Origin of the sequence: Cellulomonas wangleii, assembly GCF_018388445.1 — a bacterium.
GTDB lineage: Bacteria > Actinomycetota > Actinomycetes > Actinomycetales > Cellulomonadaceae > Cellulomonas > Cellulomonas wangleii.
This window is the reverse complement of sequence record NZ_CP074405.1, coordinates 3,024,967-3,046,315: the sequence shown is the minus strand read 5'-3', so window position 1 is coordinate 3,046,315 and position 21,349 is coordinate 3,024,967. Positions and strand designations below refer to the sequence as shown.

The following is a 21,349-nucleotide window of genomic DNA, read 5'->3' as shown; positions in this document are numbered from 1 at the left end:
AGGACCCCATGACCACGCTCGCGGCCCGCGGCGTGACGCTCGGCTACGACGGCCGGACCGTCTCGACCGACCTCGACGTCGAGATCCCGGACGGATCGTTCACGGCGATCATCGGCCCCAACGCCTGCGGCAAGTCCACGCTGCTGCGCGCCCTGTCGCGCCTGCTCGCGCCCACGGCCGGCCGGGTCGTGCTCGACGGCCGGGAGATCCGCGAGTACTCGACGCGGGACGTGGCGCGTCGCCTGGGTCTGCTGCCGCAGTCGTCGCTCGCCCCCGACGGCATCACGGTCGCCGACCTCGTGGGCCGCGGGCGGTTCCCGCACCAGTCCTTCCTGCGGCAGTGGTCGCCCGACGACGAGCGGGCCGTGCGCGAGGCGATGGCCGCCACCGGTGTCGCCGAGCTCGCGGACGTGCCCGTCGACCAGCTCTCCGGCGGCCAGCGGCAGCGGGTCTGGCTGGCGCTGGTGCTCGCGCAGCAGACGCCGCTGCTGCTGCTGGACGAGCCCACGACGTTCCTCGACGTGGCGCACCAGATGGAGGTCCTCGGCCTGTGCCGTCGCCTGCACGCGACCGGGCGCTACACGATCGTCGCGGTGCTGCACGACCTGACGATGGCGTTCCGGTACGCCGACCACGTCATCGCCATGAAGGACGGGCGCGTGGTCGCCTCCGGCCCGGTCGAGGAGGTCGCGACCGCCGAGCTGGTCGGGGAGGTCTACGACATCCGCTGCCTGTGCCTGCCCGACCCGGTCACGGGACGACCCGTCGTCGTCCCGGTCGACCCGGACCATGAGCTCCCCGCCGACGTCCCCGCCGGCGCCCTCGCCGACGGACCACCCACCCGCCTCCCCGGACGGACCGCATGACCGACCACGACCGCTCCCACCTGCCCGTCGCCGCGCGTGTCGTGGCCGTCACCGACCTCACGCCGCGCATGCGCCGTGTCACCTTCGCCGGGCCGGAGGTCGAGGCCTACCTGTCCGGCCGGTCGGTGCCCAACGTCAAGCTGTACTTCCCCCGGCCGGACGGTGAGCTGGACCTGCCCGAGCGTGCCGGCCACCGGTACACCTGGCAGCCGGGGCAGCGCGAGCGGGTGCGCACCTACACGGTGCGCCGCGTGCACCCCGACGGGTCCGCGATCGACGTGGACCTGGTCCGCCACGGGGACGCGGGCGTGGCGTCCGCGTGGGTGGAGCGGGTGCGTGTCGGTGACCGGCTGGGGCTGCTGGGCGGCGGCGGCCTGGTGCCCGGCCTGTGCGACTGGTTGCTGCTGGTGGCGGACGAGACGGGGCTGCCGGCCGCTGCGGCCATCCTCGAGGCGCTGCCCGGCACGACGCGCGGCGTCGCGCTGCTCGAGGTCGCCGACGCCGCCGAGGAGCAGGTGCTCGCCGGACCGGCGGGTGTGCAGGTGCGCTGGCTGCACCGCGACGGCGCGCAGCCGGGCACGACGACGCTGCTGCAGGACGCGATGGCTGAGGTGGACCTCCCGGGCGAGGGCGGTGCGCGGGTGTGGGTGTCCGCGGAGTCGCAGGTGGTGCGGTTCGCGCGCGGGCACCTGCGTGACCTGGGCTTCGACCGGCGACGCCAGCTCGTCATCGGGTACTGGCACCGCGGGCTGAGCGAGGTCGGGTACGCGGTGGAGTCGGACCACGACCGGGTGGACGGCGAGCTCGAGGTCGAGGCCGCGGCGGCCCGGCCGTGACGTCGTGACCCCGGACGCCGTGACCCCGGACGTTGTGACCCCGGACGCCGTGACCCGCCCCGCTGAGCGTCCGGCCCCGCGCGTGCACGAGGCCGCCGGGTGGCGGTTCGACGAGCGGCACCCGGTCGCCCCGCCCGGGGTGCCGGTGCCGCGCGTGGTGGGTCCGGTCGAGCGTGCGTGGGCCGGTGCCGACCACGACGGGCGCCGGGGCCTGCTGGCCCGGCTGCGCGCCGCGGGCTCGCCGGTCGTCGTCGACGAGGGCGGCACGTGCACGCTGACGTGGTGGTACGAGGACGGGGACGCCCGGGCCGTGGTGCTGGCGGCGAACGGGCTGCTCGACCACCGGGACGTCGGGGCGAGCGAGCTGGTGCGCCTGCGGGGCAGCGACGTCTGGACGATCACGTACCGGCTGCCGAGCGACTGGCGCGGGTCGTACGTGCTGACGACGCACCGGGGTGACGGACCGCCGCCGTGGCGCACCGCGGACGACCGGCGCGCGGTCCGGCTGGCCGCGATGGCCGGCCGGCCCGACCCCGCCAACCCCCGGGTCATGGGGACCATGCACGATGCGGCGGTGTCCGTGGCGCAGGGCCCTGCGGCCCCGCCGCACCGCTGGTGGGTGCCGGGCCGCCCGACACCGCCGGCCGAGCTCGTCCTGCCGGCGACGGCGCACCGGCGGGCCCGGCGCGTCTGGCTGCACACCACGCCGGGCCTGCCGGACGACCGTGAGGCGCCGCTGCTGGTCGTCCACGACGGCCAGGTGTGGGCGCGGTCCGTGCCGCTGGCCGCGTCGCTCGACGCAGCGGTCGCGGACGGCGCCCTGCCGCCCCTGCGGGCGGTGCTCGTCGACTCCGGCACGGTGGCCACGCGCTGGGACGAGCTGGGGGTGCCGGGCGGGACGACGCGGTTCGTCCTCGACGACCTGCTGCCCGTGCTGGCCGGACGCTGGGCGCTGCCGGCCGACCCGACGCGCGTCGTGGCGACCGGCGCGAGCTTCGGCGGGCTGGGCGCGCTGTGGCTGGTGGCCCTGGGCGGCGACCGGGTGGGCGCGGCGCTGGCGCAGTCCCCGTCGCTGTGGCGGTTCGACCTGCGGGACGTGCTGCGTGCCGCTCCCCGGCACGTGCGGGTGGCGCTGCAGGCCGGGGTCCACGAGCCGGAGGTGCTGCGCGGCACGCGCGAGCTGGCGGCCGCGCTCGTGGCGGACGGCCGGTCGCCGCACGTCGTCGAGGTCACCGGCGGGCACGACTGGGCGTGGTGGTGGCCGGGGATGCTCGACGGGCTCACGCGGTTGCTGCCGCCGGACCCGTGCGACGGCGCCGCCGACCCGACGCGCGTCGCCGGAATCACCTCGCCGGCGGGACCTACGTCCTGCTGAGCGGCCGCGCGAGACCACTCAGGACCGCACATGTGGGCGTGTCGCGCGTGTTGGACCACAACATGTTGTGTCGTTCGGCGTTGGCTGGTGTTCCACTCAGAGGGACGCAGCAGCACACCGAAGGAGCGCACGCATGTCGCAGCAGGGCCGTACCGGCACGCCGGTCGTCGTCGAGGTCGGGTCGACCGTCGGCGAGTACCTCGACCGCAGCGACTGGCGGGTGAACGCGAACGCCAACCAGGGGTACTCCCTCGGCGGCATGATCCTCAACACCGCGGGGAAGGTCGTCGCCAACTACTGGCTGAGCGAGATCTACCCGGCGGAGGTCGGCCAGGCGCACCGGGACGGCGACCTGCACATCCACGACCTCGACATGCTGTCCGGCTACTGCGCCGGCTGGTCGCTGCGCACCCTGCTGCAGGAGGGTCTCAACGGCGTCCCCGGCAAGGTCGAGGCGCGCCCGCCCAGGCACTTCAGCGCCGCGATCGGGCAGATCGTCAACTTCCTGGGGACGATGCAGAACGAGTGGGCCGGGGCGCAGGCGTTCAGCAGCTTCGACACGTTCATGGCGCCGTACGTGCGGCTCGACGCCCTGACCTACACCGAGGTCCGTCAGGGGATCCAGGAGCTCATCTACAACCTGAACGTGCCGTCGCGCTGGGGCACGCAGACGCCGTTCACCAACCTCACGTTCGACTGGACGTGCCCGGCGGACCTCGCCGACCAGACGCCGTTCGTCGCGGACGAGCCCTGCGACTTCACGTACGGCGACCTGCAGGCCGAGATGGACATGATCAACCGCGCCTACATGGAGGTCATGACCGAGGGTGACGCGTCGGGCCGCGTGTTCACGTTCCCGATCCCGACGTACAACATCACCAAGGACTTCCCCTGGGAGTCGGAGAACGCGCAGCGGCTGTGGGCGATGACGGCCAAGTACGGGCTGCCGTACTTCCAGAACTTCATCAACTCCGACATGGAGCCCGGCGACGTGCGCTCGATGTGCTGCCGCCTGCAGCTGGACCTGCGGGAGCTGCTCAAGCGCGGCAACGGCCTGTTCGGGTCCGGCGAGCAGACCGGCTCGATCGGCGTCGTCACCATCAACTGCGCGCGCCTGGGCTTCACGCACCCCGGTGACGAGGCGGGTCTGCTGGCCGACCTCGACCGGCTGCTGGGCCTGGCGCGCACCTCGCTGGAGCTCAAGCGCACCACCATCCAGCGGCTCATGGACGACGGCCTGTTCCCGTACTCGCGGCGCTACCTCGGCTCGCTGGACAGCCACTTCTCGACCATCGGCGTCAACGGCCTGAACGAGATGATCCGCAACTACACCGGTGACCTGTACGACATCACCGACGAGCGCGGCCACGCCATGGCGCTGCGCGTGCTCGACCACGTGCGCGCGCGCATGGTCGAGTTCCAGGAGGAGACGGGCAACCTCTACAACCTGGAGGCGACCCCGGCGGAGGGTACGACGTACCGCTTCGCCAAGGAGGACAAGAAGCGCTTCCCGACGATCCTGCAGGCCGGGACGCCGGACCACCCGTACTACACCAACTCCTCGCAGCTGCCGGTGGGCTTCACCGACGACCCGTTCGAGGCCCTCGAGCGTCAGGACGAGCTGCAGACGCGGTACACCGGCGGGACCGTGCTGCACCTGTACATGTCGGAGCGCATCTCCACGCCGGAGGCGTGCCGCGAGCTGGTGCGGCGGGCCCTGACGCGGTTCCGGCTGCCGTACCTGACCGTCACCCCGACGTTCTCGATCTGCCCGGCCCACGGGTACCTGGCCGGTGAGCACCACGTGTGCCCCACGTGCGAGGAGGACGGCGTCACCACGACCTGTGAGGTGTGGACGCGGGTCATGGGCTACCACCGGCCCGTGAGCTCCTTCAACATCGGCAAGCAGGGCGAGCACGCCGAGCGCGTGCCGTTCCGCGAGCCCGCGGGGGCGCGGGCGTGACACCCGACGACACCGGGTCCGGGCGCACCGTGCGGGGTGCGCCCGGACCGGCGCGTCCCCACCCGTCGGCCCCCGACGCAGCCCCCGACGCGGGTGCCGACACCCTGCAGATCGCTGGTCTGGTGCCGCTGTCCACGGTCGACTGGCCGGGCCGGCTGGTCGCCACGGCGTTCCTGCAGGGCTGCCCCTGGCGCTGCACCTACTGCCACAACAGCGCGATCCTCGACCCGTGCCTGCCCGGTGTGGTGCCGTGGTCGGACGTCACCGACCTGCTGGCCCGGCGCCGCGGCCTGCTCGACGGGCTGGTCCTGTCGGGCGGGGAGCCCACGCGCCAGGCGGGGGTCGTGGCCGCCGCGCGCCAGGTCAAGGACGCCGGGTTCCTCGTGGGGCTGCACACGGCCGGCGCGTACCCGGCGCGGCTGCCCGCGCTGCTCCCGTACGTCGACTGGGTCGGGCTGGACGTCAAGGCGCCCGCCCACCTGTACCGGGCGATCACCCGCACGGGCGGCCCGACGACGGCCGCCGACAAGGCGTTCGCGTCCCTGCGGCTGGTCCTCGACAGCGGCGTCGACGTGCAGGTCCGCACCACGGTCGACCCGACGGTACTGATGGACGAGGACGTCGCCGAGCTCAGCACGCTGCTGGCCGACCTGGGGGTGCGCGACCACGTCCTGCAGCAGGTCCGCCCGGACGGGACGACGGACGAGTACCGGCAGGCCCTGGCGACGCTGCCGCGCGAGCGGCTGCACCGGGCCTGAGAGGCGGGTGTCAGGGGCGGACGTCGGGCCCGGGCCGCAGGACGTAGACCACCGACGGCTCACCGTCGGCGGTCCGCGACGGGATCGCGTCGACCAGCCAGTCGTCGACGTGGTACCCGGCCCAGAACGTCGCACCCGACAACGGGTCGGGCGGCACGGTGACCGGCTCGTCGAGCGACTCCGCCTGAGCGTCCGCCAGCAGGTCCCACGCCACGCGGCCGCGGTCCTCGCCGTCGGCGGCGACCTCCGCAGCCCAGCCGGCCCCGTGCGGGTGGGCGGCCACCAGGCGCCCACCGATCAGCGGGACGTCGCGCGGGAAGCCGTCGGGCAGCCGCGCGTCCAGCCGCCGCTCGGCGGGTGCGACCGTCAGCTCCCACGGTCCGGCCGCGCCGTGCGCGGTGCCCGCGGCGTCGACGGCGGTCACCCACACGTCGTACTCGCCCGGCAGCAGCGGACCGGAACCGTCGCACGCCGCCAGGCCCATCGGGGTCCGCTGCGCGATCGGGCCCGGGCCGCCGTCCACCAGGGACTGCGTCCAGAACGTCTCGCTGCCCCGCAGCGCGTGCAGGGTCGTCCCGGGGTCGTCCACGGGCGGACGGTCGGTGCCGTACATCTCGGCGAGCAGCTGCCCGGAGGGTGTCGGCGCGTGGTCGACCGGCTGCTGCGCCGTCGCGACGACGACCTCCTTGCGCGTCACCAGGAACCGCAGGCGGGACGGGTCCGTGGTCGCGGCGGGCAGCTCCGAGACGGCCACCACCAGGTCGATGCTGTCGGCCTGCCAGGTGCCGACGCCTCCGTCGTTGCCCGGGCCGCCGACCGTCTCCGTGCCGTCGGCGGCCGCGAACCCCAGGTCGACCCCCAGCGTGTCGTCCGCGCCGGACGGCAGCGTCGCCACCGAGGACCGGCACGTGCCCGGGTCGGCGTCCGGGTCCGCGGCGGGGGACAGGTCGGCCGTCAGCTGCGGGCCCACCAGGACCACCGCACCGGCGGCGCTCGCGGCCACCGTGACGGTGCCGGCCGCGCGGGTCGCCCGTCGCCGGCGCACCCGGCTCGCGAGCCGGTGGACGGTGGCGACGGTCGTGCCGTCGTCCGGGTCCCCGAAGGCGCTCGCGTGCGCGGCGGCGTCGGCGACGTCGTGCAGCGCGAGACCCAGCCGTGTGCTCATCGTGACCTCCGGACGTCGACGAGGACCTCGTCGATGTGGTGCGCGGGCTCCTCGTCGGCGAGCGAGCCCAGGCGCGACTCCAGCGTGCGGGTGGCGTCCGACAGGTACCGCTTCACGGTGCCGACGGACAGGGAGAGGGCGTCGGCCACCTGGGCGACCGTCATGTCCTCGAAGTGGCGCAGGACGATGCACGCGCGCTCGCGGGGCGGCAGCAGCGCGAGCGCCTGCTGCACAGCCATGCGCGTGGTGACCACGGGCTCCGGCCCGGCGTCCGGCCCGTCGGGCGGCGTGGGCTCGGGCACGGCGGCGAGGTGCCGGATCGTGGCCCAGTGCCGCCGGCGGCGGAACCCGTCGACGTACGTCGTGAGGATCGCGCGGCGCACGTACGCCTCGGCGGACGCGACCTCCCGCGTCCCACGGCCGCGGGTGAAGGTGCGGACCAGGGCGTCCTGCACCAGGTCCTCCGCCTCGCGCGCGTCACCCGTCAGCAGGTACGCGTACCCGACGAGCGCGCGGCCGCGCGTGCGGACGAGCTCGTCCAGCGCATCCGGCCAGGGCGTCACGGTGCTCCCGTCGTCGGCACGGCAGCGCACGGCACGCCCCGTCATCCATGGTGACGGACGAGGCGTCCGAAACGTTGGGTCTCGCGCACCGAATCACGAGAACGATGAGGGATGAACCCCGGCGGGTGCTTGAATGCACCTCGACGCCACAGCCGGGAGGACGTCGATGGACGTGCAGGTCACCACCGAGGACTTCGGCGTGCGCACGGTGCTGCGCGTCGCGGGCGAGATCGACGTCGCCTCCGCCGACCGGCTCCGCGAGCGTGTCTCCGTGCTGCTGTCCGACGGCCGCACCGACCTGGTCGTCGACCTGACCGGCGTGACGTTCATGGACTCCACCGGCCTGGGTCTGCTGGTGGGCGCCCTCAAGCGCGCGCGCCTGCTCGGCGGCCGGCTCGTGCTCGTCGTGGACTCCGAGCGGCTGCTCAAGGTCTTCCGCATCACCGGCCTCACCCAGGTGTTCACGATCCACGACACGCTGGTGGACGCGCTCGCGTCCTGACGCCCGGCGTCCCGGACGTCTCGACAGGTGCGATCTACGTCACACCTGTCGCTAGACTCGCCGGGTTCGCCGGCAACGGGGCCGGGCGGCCCGGCGCGCTCAGGGGGCGGCGCCGGTGTGTCGAGGAGGATGCATGGAGCTCGGTACCACGAGCATCACGATCGTCGCGGCGATCGCCGTCGTCGGACTGGCCGCCCTCGTGGTCGCCGCCGTGCTGCGCCGCCAGGTGCTCGCGGCGGGCGAGGGCACGGCCTCGATGCAGGAGATCGCCCAGGCGGTGCAGGAGGGCGCGTCGGCCTACCTGAGCCGGCAGTTCCGGACCCTCGCGCTGTTCGCCGCGATCGTCTGCGCCCTGCTCTTCCTGCTGCCGGGTGACAGCGGGGTCAAGCTCGGGCGTTCCATCTTCTTCCTCGTCGGGGCCGGGTTCTCCGCCGCGATCGGGTTCCTCGGCATGTGGCTGGCCACGCGCGCCAACGTGCGCGTCGCGGCCGCCGCGTCGGGGCCGGACGGTCGCGCGGAGGGCGCACGGATCGCGTTCCGCACCGGCGGCGTCGTCGGCATGGCCGTCGTCGGGCTCGGTCTGCTCGGTGCGGCGCTGGTCGTGCTGGTCTACCGCGGGGACGCCCCGGCGGTGCTCGAGGGCTTCGGGTTCGGCGCCGCCCTGCTCGCGATGTTCATGCGCGTCGGCGGCGGCATCTTCACCAAGGCCGCCGACGTCGGTGCCGACCTGGTCGGCAAGGTCGAGCAGAACATCCCGGAGGACGACCCCCGCAACGCCGCGACGATCGCCGACAACGTCGGTGACAACGTCGGCGACTGCGCGGGCATGGCCGCCGACCTGTTCGAGTCCTACGCGGTCACGCTCGTCGCCGCGCTCATCCTCGGGCGTGCGGCGTTCGGCGAGGAGGGCATGGTCTTCCCCCTGATCGTCACCGCGGTCGGGGCGCTCGTCGCCGCGCTCGGCGTGGCGATCACGAAGGTGCGCGGCGCCGAGAGCGGCCTGACGGCCATCAACCGCGGCTTCTACGTCTCGGCGCTCGTCGGCGTCGTGCTCGCCGCCGTCGCCGCGTACGCGTACCTGCCGGCGTCGTTCGCCACCCTCACCGGCGGCACCGCGGGGCTCGAGGGGCACGCGGGCGACCCGCGGCTCGTCGCGTCGGCCGCCGTGCTCATCGGCGTGGTGCTGGCCGGCGTCATCCTGTGGGTCACCGGCTACTTCACCGGCACGACGAGCAAGCCGACGCTGCACGTCGCCCGCACGACGCTCACCGGCCCGGCCACGGTCGTGCTGTCCGGCATCGGCGTGGGCTTCGAGTCCGCGGTGTACACCGCGGGCATCATCGCGGCCGCCATCTGCGGCGTGTTCCTGCTGGCCGGCGGCTCGGTGCCGCTCGCGCTGTTCCTCATCGCGCTCGCGGGCTGCGGCCTGCTGACGACCGTCGGGGTCATCGTCGCGATGGACACGTTCGGCCCCGTCAGCGACAACGCGCAGGGCATCGCGGAGATGTCGGGCGACGTGTCGCCCGAGGGGGCGCAGATCCTCACGGACCTCGACGCCGTGGGCAACACCACGAAGGCGGTGACCAAGGGCATCGCGATCGCGACGGCCGTGCTGGCCGCCACGGCGCTGTTCGGCTCCTACGCCGACGCCGTGCGCGAGGCGCTGTCGCAGATCACGGGCGACGTCGGCGGGGACCTCGTCGTCGCGATGATGTCGTACGACATCATCAGCCCGATCACGCTGGTCGGGGTGATCCTGGGCGGCGCGACCGTGTTCCTGTTCTCCGGCCTGGCCGTCGACGCCGTGACCCGCGCGGCGGGCGCCATCGTGTTCGAGGTGCGGCGCCAGTTCCGCGAGCACCCGGGGATCATGACCGGCGAGGTGCGGCCCGAGTACGCGCGCGTCGTCGACATCTGCACCCGCGACTCGCTGCGCGAGCTCGCGACCCCGGGCCTCCTCGCGGCGTTCGCCCCCATCGCCGTCGGCTTCGGGCTCGGCGTCGGGCCCCTCGCGGGCTTCCTGGCCGGTGCCATCGGGTCCGGCGTGCTGATGGCGGTGTTCCTCGCCAACTCCGGCGGCACCTGGGACAACGCGAAGAAGATCATCGAGGACGGCAGCTACGGCGGGAAGGGCTCGCCCGCCCACGCCGCCGCCGTCATCGGCGACACGGTCGGTGACCCGTTCAAGGACACCGCCGGACCGGCGATCAACCCGCTCATCAAGGTGATGAACCTCGTGTCCGTGCTCATCGCGCCGGCCATCGTCGCCGTGTCGGTCGGCGACGACGCGAACCACGTGGTGCGGCTGTCCATCGCGCTGGTCGCCACGGCCATCGCGTTCGGCGCGGTCATCGCCTCGCGGCTGCGCGCCGCCCGCGTCGACCGTGAGGGTCGCCTCGAGCACGAGGTCCAGCTGGTTCCCTGAGCGCCGGGTCGCCGCCCTCCTCCGCGCCGCGGGGGAGGGCGGCGCCGCGCCCGGCGAGGTGTCCGGCTCAGCGGCGCAGCGTGTAGGTCAACGTGGTCGGCTCGCTGCTCTCGTCGGCCTGCAGCGTCGACACCAGCGTCAGCGTGCTCGGGCTGCAGGTCGCCGTCGACACGGTCGGCGGCAGGGCCTCGATGGCGTCCTCGGCGGCGCCGTCCGGGACGTCGAGCTCCTCGCCGTCCAGGGTGCCCGTCGTCGTGACCCGCAGGCCGGAGGTGTCGACGTCGGAGATGGTCAGCTGGTCGTCCGTCAGCGACCACGTGCCCGTCAGGTCGCCCGCGGACCGTGACGACGACGACAGCTCGGCACCGTCGGCCGCGATCGTCATCGACGACGTGGAGTCCACGGTGGCGCCGAACCGTCCTCCGGCGGCGAACTCGTACGTCGACGAGCCACCCACGACGACCTCGACCGCGTCCTGGTCGTTCCCCGCTGCGGTCAGCAGCCCGCGCAGGTCGTCCTGCATCGCCGCGAGGTCCAGCCGCCAGGTGCCGAGCAGGCAGTCCTGGACGGCGTCGCCCGCGACGGGCTCGTCGTCGCCGGTGGTGGGCGCGGCCGTGGCGCCGGGGGACTGCGTGGTCGCGCCCGCGGTCGTCGGCGTGGACGGGGCGTCGCCGCCACCGGTGCAGGCCGCCAGCAGCAGCGCGGTCGCGGCCGTCAGGACCGTCGCTGTCGCACGTCGCACGGTCCGTCCCCTCGTCGTGCGCGCACGCGCAGCGGTTCTCGGTCGCGTCCAACGTACGCCACGCCGCGGGCCGGTACGCTCGCGCGCAACCCGTGGACCGACGGAGGGACGGACGGTGGATGCGCGCGACGTCGGCACCCTGCGGGTGATGACCTACAACCTGCGTGGCCTGCGCGGTGACGTCCGCGCGCTCGTCGACGTCGTCCGGGCCGCGCGACCCGACGTGCTGGCCGTCCAGGAGCCGCCGCGGGGGTGGCGGGGCCGGTGGCGGCTGCGGCGGTTCGCGTCCCGCACGGGGCTGCGCGTGGTGGTCGGCGGACGCGGTGCACGCACGACCGCGCTGCTGGTGGTGCCGCACCGCGCGGTCCGCGGTGCGTCCGCCGTGCGGATGCCGCTGACGCCGGGGCTCACCCGGCGGGGCGTGGCCACCGCGCTCGTCGACGGGGTGCGGGTCGTCGTCGTGCACCTCGGGCTGCGTGCCGAGGAGCGGGCCCGGCACGTGGACCTGGTCCGGCGTCGCCTGCTGCACGGCGGCGACGGACCGCTCGTCGTCGCCGGCGACCTCAACGAGCGACCCGGCGGCCCGTCGTGGGGCGCGTTCGGTGCGGGCGGGCTGCTGGACGCCGCCAGCGTCGTGGGCGTCGACACGCCCACGTACCCGGCGGACGTCCCGCGGCTGCGCATCGACGTGGTCCTGGCCGACGCCCGGCTCGCGGTGCTCGGCGCCCGCGTGCCGGACGAGGCGGGCGCCGGGGTGGCCAGCGACCACCGTCCCCTCGTGGTGGACCTGCGCCTGCCCGTGCCCTGAGCGGTGCGGCCGCCTGGGACGATGGAGCCCGTGAGCGCCACCCCGCAGACCCCCGTCGTCGTCCCCGAGCTCCTCGACGCGCTCCGCGCCGACCTCACCACGGCCGGGTACACCGTCGAGCACGTCGCCGAGCTGCTGGGACCCGTCGCGTCCGGCGCCCTCGACCGCGGCGAGTCGTTGCCCGCGCTGCGCGCCACCGCCCCCGGGGCGCCCGCCGGCGGCGACCCGGCAGCCGTGCTGACCCGGGCCTTCGTGCTCGGTGCGCCGGTGCGGGCCGACGCCCTCGCCGGGGCGCTGCCGACGCTCGGCGTCGAGGGTGCCCGCCGCCTGGGGCTGGTCGACGCGGCCGGCCACGGCTCCGCCGACGAGGTGCGCGCCACGGTCGACCTGCGCCCGTACGCCGCCACGGACGGCACCGGCGAGGCCGCGTGGTGGGTCGCCTCGGACCTGGGCGAGCTCGCCACCGGGGCGGCGCTGCGCACGGACCACGTGCTGGGCGTCGGCGGGGCGTCCGTGACCCTCGCCCAGGCCACGGTCCGCGACCCCCGCCGCCGGGTGCTGGACCTGGGCACCGGCTGCGGCGTGCAGGCGCTGCACGCCAGCCGGCACGCGCAGCACGTCGTCGCCACCGACCTGTCGGCGCGCGCGCTGGCGTTCGCACGCTTCACCACCGCGCTCGCGGGGCTCGGGCCGGACCGCGTCGAGCTGCGCGCCGGGTCGATGCTCGAGCCGGTCGCAGGCGACACGTTCGACCTGGTCGTCAGCAACCCGCCGTTCGTCATCACCCCGCGGCGCGCCGACGTGCCGGCGTACGACTACCGCGACGGCGGGCGGTCGGGTGACGACCTCGTGCGGGACCTGGTCACCGGCGTCGGCGCCGTGCTCGCGCCCGGCGGGGTCGCGCAGATGCTGGCCAACTGGGAGGTGCGCGACGGCGAGGAGTGGCACGAGCGCATCGGCGCCTGGGTCGACGCCTCCGGGCTGGACGCGTGGGTCGTGCAGCGTGACGAGCAGGACCCGGCGCAGTACGCCGAGACGTGGATCCGCGACGGCGGCACGACACCGGCCGACCGGGACGCGTGGACCTCCCGCTACGGCGCGTGGCTGGACGACCTGGCGTCGCGGGACGTCGCGGCCGTCGGGTTCGGCGTGGTCACGCTGCGTCGTCCGGTCGACGGGCCGCCGACCCTGCGACGCCTGGAGTCGGTCACCGGCTCGGTCCGCCAGCCGCTCGGTCCCGTCATCGCCGCGGGTCTCGCCGCGCACGACCTCGTCACGGGCCTGTCCGACACCGCGCTGGCGGACCTGCGGCTGGTGCACGCCCCCGACGTCACCGAGGAGCGCTACCTCCAGCCCGGTGCGTCCGACCCGCGCGTCGTGCTCCTGCGGCAGGGCGGCGGGTTCGGTCGCACCGTGCAGGCCGGCACCGCCCTGGCCGCGTTCGTCGGCGCCTGCGACGGGGAGCTCACCGCGGGGCAGATCATCGGCGCGCTGGGCGCGCTGCTCGACGTCCCCGCGTCCGACGTCGCCGCCGACGTCCTGCCGACGGTCCGCGGCCTGCTCGCCGACGGGCTGCTCACTCCCGCCTGACCGGCCGGGCGCACCTGCCCGGGCGGCTGCGAGGGCTGGACCGACCTCTCGCGGGTGGGAGGGCCCGTGGCCGGGTCCCCGCTGGTCGTAGGCTCGCCCTGGCCGCGGCGGCGCGGCCGGGAGTGCAGGAGGCACGATGACGACGCAGGACCACGGCGGGACGCCCACGGTCGCGGTGCTCGGCGGCGGGGTGATGGGCGGCACGCTCGTGGCCGCGCTGCGCACGGGCGGCTGGCCGGGGGACCGCATCACGGTGGCCGACCAGGACGTCGCGCGGGCGGCCGCGCTCGCCGAGGAGCACGGCGTGCGGACGGCGGGCAACGACGACGCGGTCGCCGGGGCGGACGTCGTCCTGCTGGCCGTGAAGCCCGACGTCGTGCCGGCCGTGCTGGCGCAGGTCGCGCCCGGCCTGCGCGCCGGTGCGCTGGTCGTCAGCGTCGCCGCCGGCGTGCCGCTGCGGGTGTACGAGGAGGCGCTGCCCGCGGGCACGCCGGTGGTGCGGGTCATGCCGAACACCCCGGCGCTCATCGGCAAGGGCGCGAGCGCGATCGCCCCGGGCCGGGACGCGGGTGCGGAGCACCTCGCGCTGGTCGAGCGCATGCTCGCCGCCACGGGCCTGGTCGAGCGGGTCGCCGAGAAGCACCTCGACGCGGTCACCGCGCTGTCCGGGTCGGGGCCGGCGTACGCCTTCTACGTGATCGACGCGCTCGCCGAGGCGGGCGTGCTGCTGGGGCTGCCGCGCGACCTCGCGTCGCGGCTGGCCGTCGCGACCGTCGAGGGGTCCGCGGCGATGGTCGCGCAGACCGGTGACCACCCGGCCGTGCTGCGCGAGCGCGTCTCGTCGCCCGGCGGGACGACGGTCGCGGGCGTCGCGGCGCTCGACGCGCACGCGGTCCGGGCCGGGCTGGTCGCGGGGGTGCGCGCGGCGGCGGAACGGTCGCGCGAGCTCGGCGCGGGCTGAGCGGTGGCTCCGGAACCACGGCCGGCGACGACCGGGCGGCCGGCGTCCCCGCGCACGCGGCGCGACGGGCGCCCGCCGGCGATGAACGACGTCGCGGCGCTCGCGGGCGTCAGCCACCAGACCGTGTCGCGCGTCCTCAACGACCACCCGAGCGTGCGCCCGGCGACGCGGGAGCGCGTGCTCGAGGCGATCGCCACGCTGGGCTACCGGCCCAACCTCGCGGCCCGCGCCCTGGTGACGCGGCGTACGGGGACGCTGGGCGTCATCACGCCCGCCTCGGCGCTCTTCGGCCCGACGAGCACCCTCGTCGCGTTCGAGCAGGCCGCGCGCGACGCGGGCTTCTACGTGTCGGTCGCGACGCTGCGGGAGTTCAGCGGGGCCGAGGTGGTCGCCGCGGTGGAGCACTTCCTGGCGCAGGGTGTCGACGGTGTGGTCGTCGTGGCGCCGCGCAGCGGGACGGTGGACGCCGTCGGCGGGGTGCGGCTGCCCGTGCCGGTCGTGCTCGTGTCGTCCGGTCGCGAGGGCGTCGGGCTGCCGACGGTGGCGGTCGACCAGGTGGCCGGCGGCCGGCTGGCCACCGAGCACCTGCTGGCGACGGGCCGGCGCATGGTCGTCCACGTCGCGGGACCCCAGGAGTGGTACGACGCGCGGGACCGGTTGCGCGGCTGGCGCGAGGCGCTCGAGGCCGCGGGCGCGGCGGTCCCCGACGAGCGCCGCGGCGGCTGGTCCGCGGCGGACGGGTTCGCCGTGGGGCAGGACCTGCTGCGTGAGGGGCTGCCGGACGCGGTCTTCGCGGCGAACGACCAGCTGGCGCTGGGCCTGCTGGCCGCGTTCGCACAGGCCGGTGCGCGGGTACCGGACGACGTCGCGGTCGTCGGGTTCGACGACGAGCCGGGCACGGCGTTCTACACCCCGCCGTTGACGACGGTGCGTCAGGGGTTCGACGAGCTGGGCCGGCGGGCGGTGCAGGCCGTCGCGGACGCGCTGGCGGGCGGGGCCCCGGGCCACCAGTCGATCGCGCCGGAGCTGGTGGTGCGGGCGTCGTCGGGCGCGTTGCAGGGGCGCTGACCGCGGGGTTGGCGCCCCGACTCATGTGAGCGTTAACATCGGGCGCCGGACGTGGCACGATCGCCCGGACGGCACGACGGACCCCGGGCGATGCGGCCCGGAGAGGGAGCAGCGCGCGATGGTGCACCACGACGACGACACCCGTGACGGCCGGGCCCGCGAGGCGATCGAGCAGGGGCGGGTGACCCTCGGCATCGAGCTCGGCTCGACCCGCATCAAGGCGGTCCTGGTCGGCGACGACCACGTCCCGCTGGCCAGCGGCGGGCACGCGTGGGAGAACCAGCTCGTCGACCGGGTCTGGACCTACTCGCTGGACGCGGTGTGGGACGGGCTGCGCGCGGCCGTCGCCGACCTGATCGCGGACACCGAGCGGCGCCACGGCGTGCGGCCGTCGGCCGTCGCCGCGATCGGCGTCTCGGCGATGATGCACGGCTACCTCGCCTTCGACGCCGACGACGACCTGCTCGTGCCGTTCCGCACGTGGCGCAACACGTCGACCGGGCCCGCGGCGGCCGAGCTGACCGAGCTGCTCGGGTACAACATCCCGCAGCGCTGGTCCGTCGCCCACCTGTACCAGGCGGTCCTCGACGAGGAGCCGCACGTGCCGCAGGTGCGGTTCGTCACGACGCTCGCCGGCTACGTGCACTGGCGTCTGACGGGCCGCAAGGTCATCGGTGTCGGCGACGCGTCCGGGATGTTCCCCGTGGACCCCGCGACCCGCGACTACGACGCCGACCTGCTCGCCCGCTTCGACGCGCACGTGGCCGACCGGCTGCCGGTCGACCACCTCGCCGACCTGCTGCCGCAGGTGCTGGTCGCCGGGCAGGAGGCGGGCCACCTCACCGACGAGGGCGCCGCGCTGCTGGACCCGTCCGGCACGCTGCACGCCGGCACCCGGCTCTGCCCGCCGGAGGGTGACGCCGGCACCGGCATGGTCGCGACCGCCTCGGTCGCCCCGCGCACCGCCAACACCAGCGTCGGGACCAGCATCTTCGCGATGGTCGTCCTCGAGAAGCCGCTCGCGACCGTGCACCACGAGATCGACCTGGTGACCACCCCCGCCGGTGACCTGGTCGCGATGGTCCACTGCAACAACGGCGCCAGCGAGCTGGGGGAGTGGGCCAGCGTGTTCGGCCGGTTCGCCACCGCGCTGGGCTCCGACGCCGGCGCGGACGAGGTCTTCGGCGTCCTGCTGCGTGAGGCGCTCGAGGGCGAGGCCGACGGCGGCGGGCTGCTGGCGTACAACTACCTGGCCGGCGAGCCGGTCACCGGGCTCGAGGAGGGGCGCCCGCTGATCGTGCGGACCCCCGACAGCCGGCTCACCCTGGCGAACTTCGTGCGCACGCAGGTCTACGGCGCGTTCGGCACCCTGAGCCTGGGCATGCGGATCCTCGCGGCCGAGGGCGTCGAGGTCGACGCGATGTACGCGCACGGCGGGCTGTTCCGCACCGCGGGCGTCGCGCAGCGGCTGCTCGCGGCGGCCGTCGACACCCCGGTCGCCGTCGGGCGCACCGCGGGCGAGGGCGGCGCGTGGGGCATCGCCGTGCTGGCGGGGTACCTCGCGAGCGGCGCGACGCAGGACCTGGGCGACTACCTGACGACGCACGTCTTCGCGGACGCCGAGATCGAGGTCGTGCACCCGGACCCGGCGGACGTCGCCGGCTACGCCGCCTGGCTCGAGCGCTACGAGGCCGGCCTGGCCGTCGAGCGCACCGCGACCGAGGTGCTCTGAGCACCACCTGAGACCACGCGCGGCACGACCGCGCACCGGCGCCCGCGCGCCGGACCACACCGCCCGCCACCGCGGGCACCGACGCAGGAGGCCGGATGACCACCACAGCACTGGACGCCTACGGGCCCGACGTCCGCGAGGCCGTCGCGCGCGCCCGCGAGAAGGTCAGCGCGCTGCACGCCGAGCTGCCCCGGTGGGGCCTGGTCGTGTGGACGGCCGGCAACGTCTCGCAGCGCGTCGTCGTCGACCCCGCCGGCCCGAGCGAGCGCGACCTGCTCGTCATCAAGCCGTCGGGCGTCACGTACGACGAGCTGACGCCGGAGTCGATGGTCGTGTGCGACCTGCAGGCGAACCTCGTCGAGGGGGACCGGGCGCCGTCGTCGGACACCGCCGCGCACGCGTACGTCTACACGCACATGCCCCACGTGGGCGGCGTCGTGCACACGCACTCGACGTACGCCACGGCCTGGGCGGCGCGCGCCGAGCCGGTGCCGTGCGTGCTGACGATGATGGCCGACGAGTTCGGCGGGGACATCCCCATCGGTCCGTTCGCGCTCATCGGCGACGACTCCATCGGCCGCGGCATCGTCGAGACCCTGCGCGAGTCCCGCAGCCCCGCGGTCCTCATGCGCAACCACGGCCCCTTCACGATCGGCAAGGACGCCAAGGCCGCCGTCAAGGCCGCGGTCATGGTCGAGGAGGTCGCGCGGACCGTCCACATCAGCCGCCAGCTCGGCGAGCCGCTGCCGATCGCGCAGAGCGACGTCGACTCGCTGTACGCCCGCTACCAGAACGTCTACGGCCAGCACTGATGCCGGCCCACGGAGGAGATGCACGATGAGCAAGGCATACCCCGACCAGGAGATCTGGTTCCTCACCGGCTCGCAGGACCTGTACGGCGAGGAGACGCTGCGCCAGGTCGCCGAGCAGTCGCAGGAGGTCGCCGCGGCGCTCGACGCGTCCGGCGACGTCCCGGCGAAGGTCGTCTGGAAGCCGGTCCTCAAGGACTCGGACGCCATCCGCCGCGCGGTGCTCGACGCCAACAGCGACGACAAGGTGCTGGGCGTCATCACGTGGATGCACACGTTCAGCCCCGCCAAGATGTGGATCACGGGCCTGGACCTGCTGCGCAAGCCGCTGCTGCACCTGCACACGCAGGCCAACGTCGAGCTGCCGTGGGACAGCATCGACATGGACTTCATGAACCTCAACCAGGCCGCGCACGGCGACCGCGAGTACGCGTACATCGCCACGCGCCTGGGCGTCGCCCGCACCACCGTGTCCGGCCACGTGTCGAACCCGGCCGTCACCGCACGCATCGGCACCTGGGTGCGCGCCGCCGCCGGCTGGCAGGCCGCGCAGGACCTGCGCCTCGTGCGCTTCGGCGACAACATGCGCAACGTCGCCGTCACCGAGGGCGACAAGACCGAGGCGGAGATCCGGCTCGGTGTCTCCGTGAACACCTGGGGCGTCAACGACCTGGTCGCCGCGGTCGAGGCCGTCGACGACGCGAGCGTCGACGCGCTCGTCGCGGAGTACGAGGACCTGTACGACGTCGTCCCCGAGCTGCGCCGCGGCGGCGACCGTCACGAGTCGCTGCGCTACGCCGCCCGCCAGGAGATCGCGCTCGAGCGCTTCCTCACCGAGCGCGGCGCCATGGCGTTCACGACGAACTTCGAGGACCTGGGCGACCTGCGCCAGCTGCCCGGCCTGGCCGTGCAGCGGCTCATGGCCAAGGGCTACGGGTTCGGCGCCGAGGGCGACTGGAAGACGGCCGTCCTCGTGCGCGTCGCCAAGGTGATGGGCGCCGGGCTGCCCGGCGGTGCCTCGCTCATGGAGGACTACACCTACGACCTCACGCCCGGTGCGGAGAAGATCCTCGGCGCGCACATGCTCGAGATCTGCCCGACCCTCACGACGTCGAAGCCCCGCGTGGAGATCCACCCGCTGGGCATCGGCGGCAAGGAGGACCCGGTCCGCATGGTCTTCAACGCCGACTCCGGTCCCGGTGTCGTCGTGTCGATGGCCGACATGCGCGAGCGGTTCCGCCTCACGGCGAACGTCGTGGACATCGTCCCGCCGACGGCCGACCTGCCGAACCTGCCGGTCGCGCGTGCCGTGTGGGAGCCCCGCCCGGACTTCACCACGTCGTCCGAGTGCTGGCTGACCGCCGGCGGCGCGCACCACACCGTGCTGAGCACGGCCGTGGGCATCGAGGCGTGGGAGATCTTCGCCGAGCTGGCCCGCACCGAGCTGCTCGTCATCGACGAGTCCACGACCCGTCGCGGCTTCGCCGACCAGGTGCGGTGGAACCAGGTGTACTACCGGGTCGCCCAGGGCCTCTGACGCGTCACGCACGACGAGGGCGGGCACCGGCCCTGGGCCGGTGCCCGCCCTCGCCCGTCAGCGGCGGCTCGCCGGGGTCGTGAGCCCGCCGGTCATGGCGTGGGGTCGTCGACCGTGGGCAGGAGGTCGACGCCGACGACGTTGTCCTCGTTGCCAGTGACACCGAGCGTTCGTCGAACCTGCTCGGAGCACGGTGCGTCGTCGAACGTCACCGTCGCTGTCCCCCGTTCGATCTCGACGTCGAAGCACGCGGCTGCGGCGACCTGGGACTTCAGCGGTCCCGCGACCGAGCCGAGCGCGGCACCTCGCCAGGTCGCCCGGCCGTCGTGGAAGCCGGTCGGGTCGAGCGATCCCTCGAAGCGGTCGCCGACCTCCGTGGTGACGAAGGCCTCGAACTCCTCGTCCGGGAGCGGGCCCGCGTCCTCCAGGAGCTCCCCCAGGAGCGACCGCAGGTAGCGGACGCGGTCGAGCGCGGCGTCGCGGGCCTCGCCCTCGCGGTCGCGTCCCGGTGCGCATCCCCCGGTCGTCCCGGCCAGGGAGAGGACGACAGCCAGGGCGATGGTGCGCAGTCGACCACTCACGGTACCGGTGGGTTGAGCGTCAGGTTCATCGCCCACGCGAAGTCGAGGTAACCCTCGGCCTTGGGGTGGAAGGACTGCTGCGACCCGATGGCGAGCATGTCGCCGTCCGTCGGCGTCAGCACGCCCGCGTGGATGTTCTCCGGCGACCCGCAGATGCCCTTGCCCTCGAACGCCGGGCGGGGGTCGGTGAACGTCACGTAGTCCGTGCCGGCTCGCGCGTCGGCGTCCGCGGCGGCGCGGGCGAGCCGCTCGGCGAGGACCCCGCCGTTCGTCATCGGCAGTTCCTGTCGACGTCGGCCTGGACGCCCGTCGGGTCGCCCGCCGCGGCCTTCGCGAGGTTCACGCGGATGCTCTCCTGGGTCGTCTCGTCCATGAACCGGGCCCAGGTCTCGGTCGCGGGCATCGTCTCCAGCGTCGCGAGCGCCGCGGCCTCCGCCGCGGGGTCGACGCCCCGCTGGGCGAGCCACTCCCGCTCCCAGGCGCAGAACCACCCCCTGTGCGCGACGGTCATGCCGTAGCCGGGCTCGTACGCGCCGGCGGCGAAGCGGCCGGGCTCGTCCGTGCCGTCCGCGGACGTGGCACCGGGAAGCTCCTCGGGCCCGGGGTCCACGGGCTCGGGCAGGGTGACCCCGGCGGGGAGTGTCAGGACGTCCATCGTCGCCCGGTACTCGTGGAGCACCGCGGCGAAGTCGCCCTCCGCTCCCACCCGGCCCGTTGCGTCCTCCCCGGACGCTGCGTCATCGCCGACCGCTGTGGCGTCCGGTGCCGTGGCGCCTCGCCCGTCTTCCGGGCCTTCCGGGGTGCTGGTCGCCCGGGTGCCGGGGGAGTCTGCACCGCAGGCCACCAGCGTGAGAGTCAGGAGAGCCACCGTGGCCACCCTGGCGGCGGTGCTGGCGATCCGCATGAGGACTCCTCGTCGTGGCACGGCGCTGCCGGACCGGTGGGGGAACGTGCGAACGGTCTCGCACCCCGGGGCGGGGTGTCCAGAGCCTGCGTCGTCCGTCCGGAGGCCCGCCGTCCGACTCGGCCTCGGCCTCGTCCTCGCCCTCTGACGTGCGACGTCACCCG

At 74.8% G+C, this 21,349-nt stretch carries 20 protein-coding genes; 14 read left to right on the top strand and 6 right to left on the bottom strand.

Annotation, left to right across the window (positions count from 1 at the left end; translation table 11 throughout):
• Nucleotides 1–8: 8 nt before the first annotated feature.
• The 5 genes from KG103_RS14025 (at nucleotide 9) to KG103_RS14005 (ending at nucleotide 5,798) form a co-directional block, all read left to right on the top strand.
• Nucleotides 9–866 (top strand): ABC transporter ATP-binding protein, encoded by an 858-nt coding sequence (locus tag KG103_RS14025; RefSeq protein WP_207339154.1) that lies wholly within the window; start codon nucleotides 9–11, stop codon nucleotides 864–866.
• A complete protein-coding gene (locus tag KG103_RS14020) occupies nucleotides 863–1,702 on the top strand; it encodes a siderophore-interacting protein (RefSeq protein ID WP_207339153.1) in 840 nt (279 codons plus the stop codon). The genes KG103_RS14025 and KG103_RS14020 overlap by 4 nt, the downstream gene beginning before the upstream one ends.
• Nucleotides 1,703–1,706: 4 nt before the next feature.
• Entirely contained in the window at nucleotides 1,707–3,077 is a 1,371-nt protein-coding gene (locus tag KG103_RS14015) for an enterochelin esterase domain-containing protein (RefSeq protein ID WP_213319921.1), read from the top strand.
• A 133-nt stretch (nucleotides 3,078–3,210) separates the two neighbouring features.
• On the top strand, nucleotides 3,211–5,040 hold the full coding sequence (locus KG103_RS14010) for a ribonucleoside triphosphate reductase (protein WP_207339151.1): 1,830 nt from the start codon (nucleotides 3,211–3,213) through the stop codon (nucleotides 5,038–5,040).
• A gap of 104 nt (nucleotides 5,041–5,144) precedes the next feature.
• Nucleotides 5,145–5,798: an anaerobic ribonucleoside-triphosphate reductase activating protein gene (locus KG103_RS14005; RefSeq protein WP_207801163.1), complete on the top strand. Its 654-nt coding sequence runs from the start codon at nucleotides 5,145–5,147 to the stop codon at nucleotides 5,796–5,798.
• A gap of 10 nt (nucleotides 5,799–5,808) precedes the next feature.
• Here the strand turns inward: KG103_RS14005 and KG103_RS14000 are convergent, their stop codons facing one another.
• Both KG103_RS14000 and KG103_RS13995 read right to left on the bottom strand, forming a co-directional pair.
• Nucleotides 5,809–6,963, bottom strand: coding sequence for a hypothetical protein (locus KG103_RS14000; protein WP_207339150.1), 1,155 nt, complete (start codon nucleotides 6,961–6,963; stop codon nucleotides 5,809–5,811).
• On the bottom strand, nucleotides 6,960–7,526 hold the full coding sequence (locus tag KG103_RS13995) for a SigE family RNA polymerase sigma factor (protein WP_207339149.1): 567 nt from the start codon (nucleotides 7,524–7,526) through the stop codon (nucleotides 6,960–6,962). Before KG103_RS13995 ends, KG103_RS14000 begins: the two co-directional genes overlap by 4 nt.
• 166 nt (nucleotides 7,527–7,692) lie before the next feature.
• Between KG103_RS13995 and KG103_RS13990 the strand changes: the two genes are divergently transcribed.
• Together KG103_RS13990 and KG103_RS13985 are read left to right on the top strand one after the other, a co-directional pair.
• Nucleotides 7,693–8,028, top strand: coding sequence for an STAS domain-containing protein (locus KG103_RS13990; RefSeq protein ID WP_207339148.1), 336 nt, complete (start codon nucleotides 7,693–7,695; stop codon nucleotides 8,026–8,028).
• Nucleotides 8,029–8,161: 133 nt separating this feature from the next.
• Nucleotides 8,162–10,453 carry a sodium-translocating pyrophosphatase gene (locus KG103_RS13985; protein WP_207339147.1) on the top strand — a complete coding sequence of 764 codons (2,292 nt, stop codon included), beginning with the start codon at nucleotides 8,162–8,164 and terminating at the stop codon, nucleotides 10,451–10,453.
• A gap of 67 nt (nucleotides 10,454–10,520) precedes the next feature.
• Here the strand turns inward: KG103_RS13985 and KG103_RS13980 are convergent, their stop codons facing one another.
• Nucleotides 10,521–11,195, bottom strand: a complete 675-nt coding sequence (locus tag KG103_RS13980) for a hypothetical protein (RefSeq protein ID WP_207339146.1) — start codon at nucleotides 11,193–11,195, stop codon at nucleotides 10,521–10,523.
• A gap of 115 nt (nucleotides 11,196–11,310) precedes the next feature.
• Here KG103_RS13980 and KG103_RS13975 point away from each other — a divergent pair, with 115 nt between their 5' ends.
• The 7 genes from KG103_RS13975 (at nucleotide 11,311) to araA (ending at nucleotide 19,700) form a co-directional block, all read left to right on the top strand.
• Nucleotides 11,311–12,003, top strand: a complete 693-nt coding sequence (locus KG103_RS13975; protein ID WP_207339145.1) for an endonuclease/exonuclease/phosphatase family protein — start codon at nucleotides 11,311–11,313, stop codon at nucleotides 12,001–12,003.
• Between the two features lie 21 nt (nucleotides 12,004–12,024).
• Nucleotides 12,025–13,593, top strand: a complete 1,569-nt coding sequence (locus KG103_RS13970) for a DUF7059 domain-containing protein (protein ID WP_207339144.1) — start codon at nucleotides 12,025–12,027, stop codon at nucleotides 13,591–13,593.
• 136 nt (nucleotides 13,594–13,729) lie between these two features.
• Entirely contained in the window at nucleotides 13,730–14,554 is an 825-nt protein-coding gene (gene proC, locus KG103_RS13965; protein ID WP_207339143.1) for a pyrroline-5-carboxylate reductase, read from the top strand.
• 81 nt (nucleotides 14,555–14,635) lie between these two features.
• Nucleotides 14,636–15,622, top strand: coding sequence for a LacI family DNA-binding transcriptional regulator (locus KG103_RS13960; protein ID WP_207339142.1), 987 nt, complete (start codon nucleotides 14,636–14,638; stop codon nucleotides 15,620–15,622).
• A gap of 118 nt (nucleotides 15,623–15,740) precedes the next feature.
• Entirely contained in the window at nucleotides 15,741–17,354 is a 1,614-nt protein-coding gene (locus KG103_RS13955) for a xylulokinase (RefSeq protein ID WP_207339141.1), read from the top strand.
• 95 nt (nucleotides 17,355–17,449) lie between these two features.
• Nucleotides 17,450–18,166: an L-ribulose-5-phosphate 4-epimerase gene (locus KG103_RS13950; protein ID WP_207339140.1), complete on the top strand. Its 717-nt coding sequence runs from the start codon at nucleotides 17,450–17,452 to the stop codon at nucleotides 18,164–18,166.
• Nucleotides 18,167–18,191: 25 nt separating this feature from the next.
• On the top strand, nucleotides 18,192–19,700 hold the full coding sequence (gene araA, locus KG103_RS13945) for an L-arabinose isomerase (RefSeq protein WP_207339139.1): 1,509 nt from the start codon (nucleotides 18,192–18,194) through the stop codon (nucleotides 19,698–19,700).
• A gap of 92 nt (nucleotides 19,701–19,792) precedes the next feature.
• Here araA and KG103_RS13940 read toward each other — a convergent pair whose 3' ends face one another.
• The 3 genes from KG103_RS13940 to KG103_RS13930 are packed head-to-tail and all read right to left on the bottom strand — an operon-like array spanning nucleotide 19,793 to nucleotide 20,987.
• Nucleotides 19,793–20,281 (bottom strand): hypothetical protein, encoded by a 489-nt coding sequence (locus KG103_RS13940; RefSeq protein WP_207339138.1) that lies wholly within the window; start codon nucleotides 20,279–20,281, stop codon nucleotides 19,793–19,795.
• Complete coding sequence (locus KG103_RS13935; RefSeq protein ID WP_207339137.1) at nucleotides 20,278–20,556, bottom strand: hypothetical protein; 279 nt, start codon at nucleotides 20,554–20,556, stop codon at nucleotides 20,278–20,280. The genes KG103_RS13940 and KG103_RS13935 overlap by 4 nt, the downstream gene beginning before the upstream one ends.
• On the bottom strand, nucleotides 20,553–20,987 hold the full coding sequence (locus KG103_RS13930; protein ID WP_207339136.1) for a hypothetical protein: 435 nt from the start codon (nucleotides 20,985–20,987) through the stop codon (nucleotides 20,553–20,555). Before KG103_RS13930 ends, KG103_RS13935 begins: the two co-directional genes overlap by 4 nt.
• Nucleotides 20,988–21,349: the final 362 nt, after the last annotated feature.

Coding starts and splice junctions, on each gene's coding strand:
- KG103_RS14000 (WP_207339150.1), bottom strand. CDS start 6,963: ATGAGCACACGGCTGGGTCTCGCGCTGCACGACGTCGCCGACGCCGCC.
- KG103_RS13985 (WP_207339147.1), top strand. CDS start 8,162: ATGGAGCTCGGTACCACGAGCATCACGATCGTCGCGGCGATCGCCGTC.
- araA (WP_207339139.1), top strand. CDS start 18,192: ATGAGCAAGGCATACCCCGACCAGGAGATCTGGTTCCTCACCGGCTCG.
- KG103_RS14020 (WP_207339153.1), top strand. CDS start 863: ATGACCGACCACGACCGCTCCCACCTGCCCGTCGCCGCGCGTGTCGTG.
- KG103_RS13990 (WP_207339148.1), top strand. CDS start 7,693: ATGGACGTGCAGGTCACCACCGAGGACTTCGGCGTGCGCACGGTGCTG.
- proC (WP_207339143.1), top strand. CDS start 13,730: ATGACGACGCAGGACCACGGCGGGACGCCCACGGTCGCGGTGCTCGGC.
- KG103_RS13970 (WP_207339144.1), top strand. CDS start 12,025: ATGGAGCCCGTGAGCGCCACCCCGCAGACCCCCGTCGTCGTCCCCGAG.
- KG103_RS13935 (WP_207339137.1), bottom strand. CDS start 20,556: ATGACGAACGGCGGGGTCCTCGCCGAGCGGCTCGCCCGCGCCGCCGCG.
- KG103_RS13955 (WP_207339141.1), top strand. CDS start 15,741: ATGGTGCACCACGACGACGACACCCGTGACGGCCGGGCCCGCGAGGCG.
- KG103_RS14025 (WP_207339154.1), top strand. CDS start 9: ATGACCACGCTCGCGGCCCGCGGCGTGACGCTCGGCTACGACGGCCGG.
- KG103_RS13950 (WP_207339140.1), top strand. CDS start 17,450: ATGACCACCACAGCACTGGACGCCTACGGGCCCGACGTCCGCGAGGCC.
- KG103_RS14010 (WP_207339151.1), top strand. CDS start 3,211: ATGTCGCAGCAGGGCCGTACCGGCACGCCGGTCGTCGTCGAGGTCGGG.
- KG103_RS13960 (WP_207339142.1), top strand. CDS start 14,636: ATGAACGACGTCGCGGCGCTCGCGGGCGTCAGCCACCAGACCGTGTCG.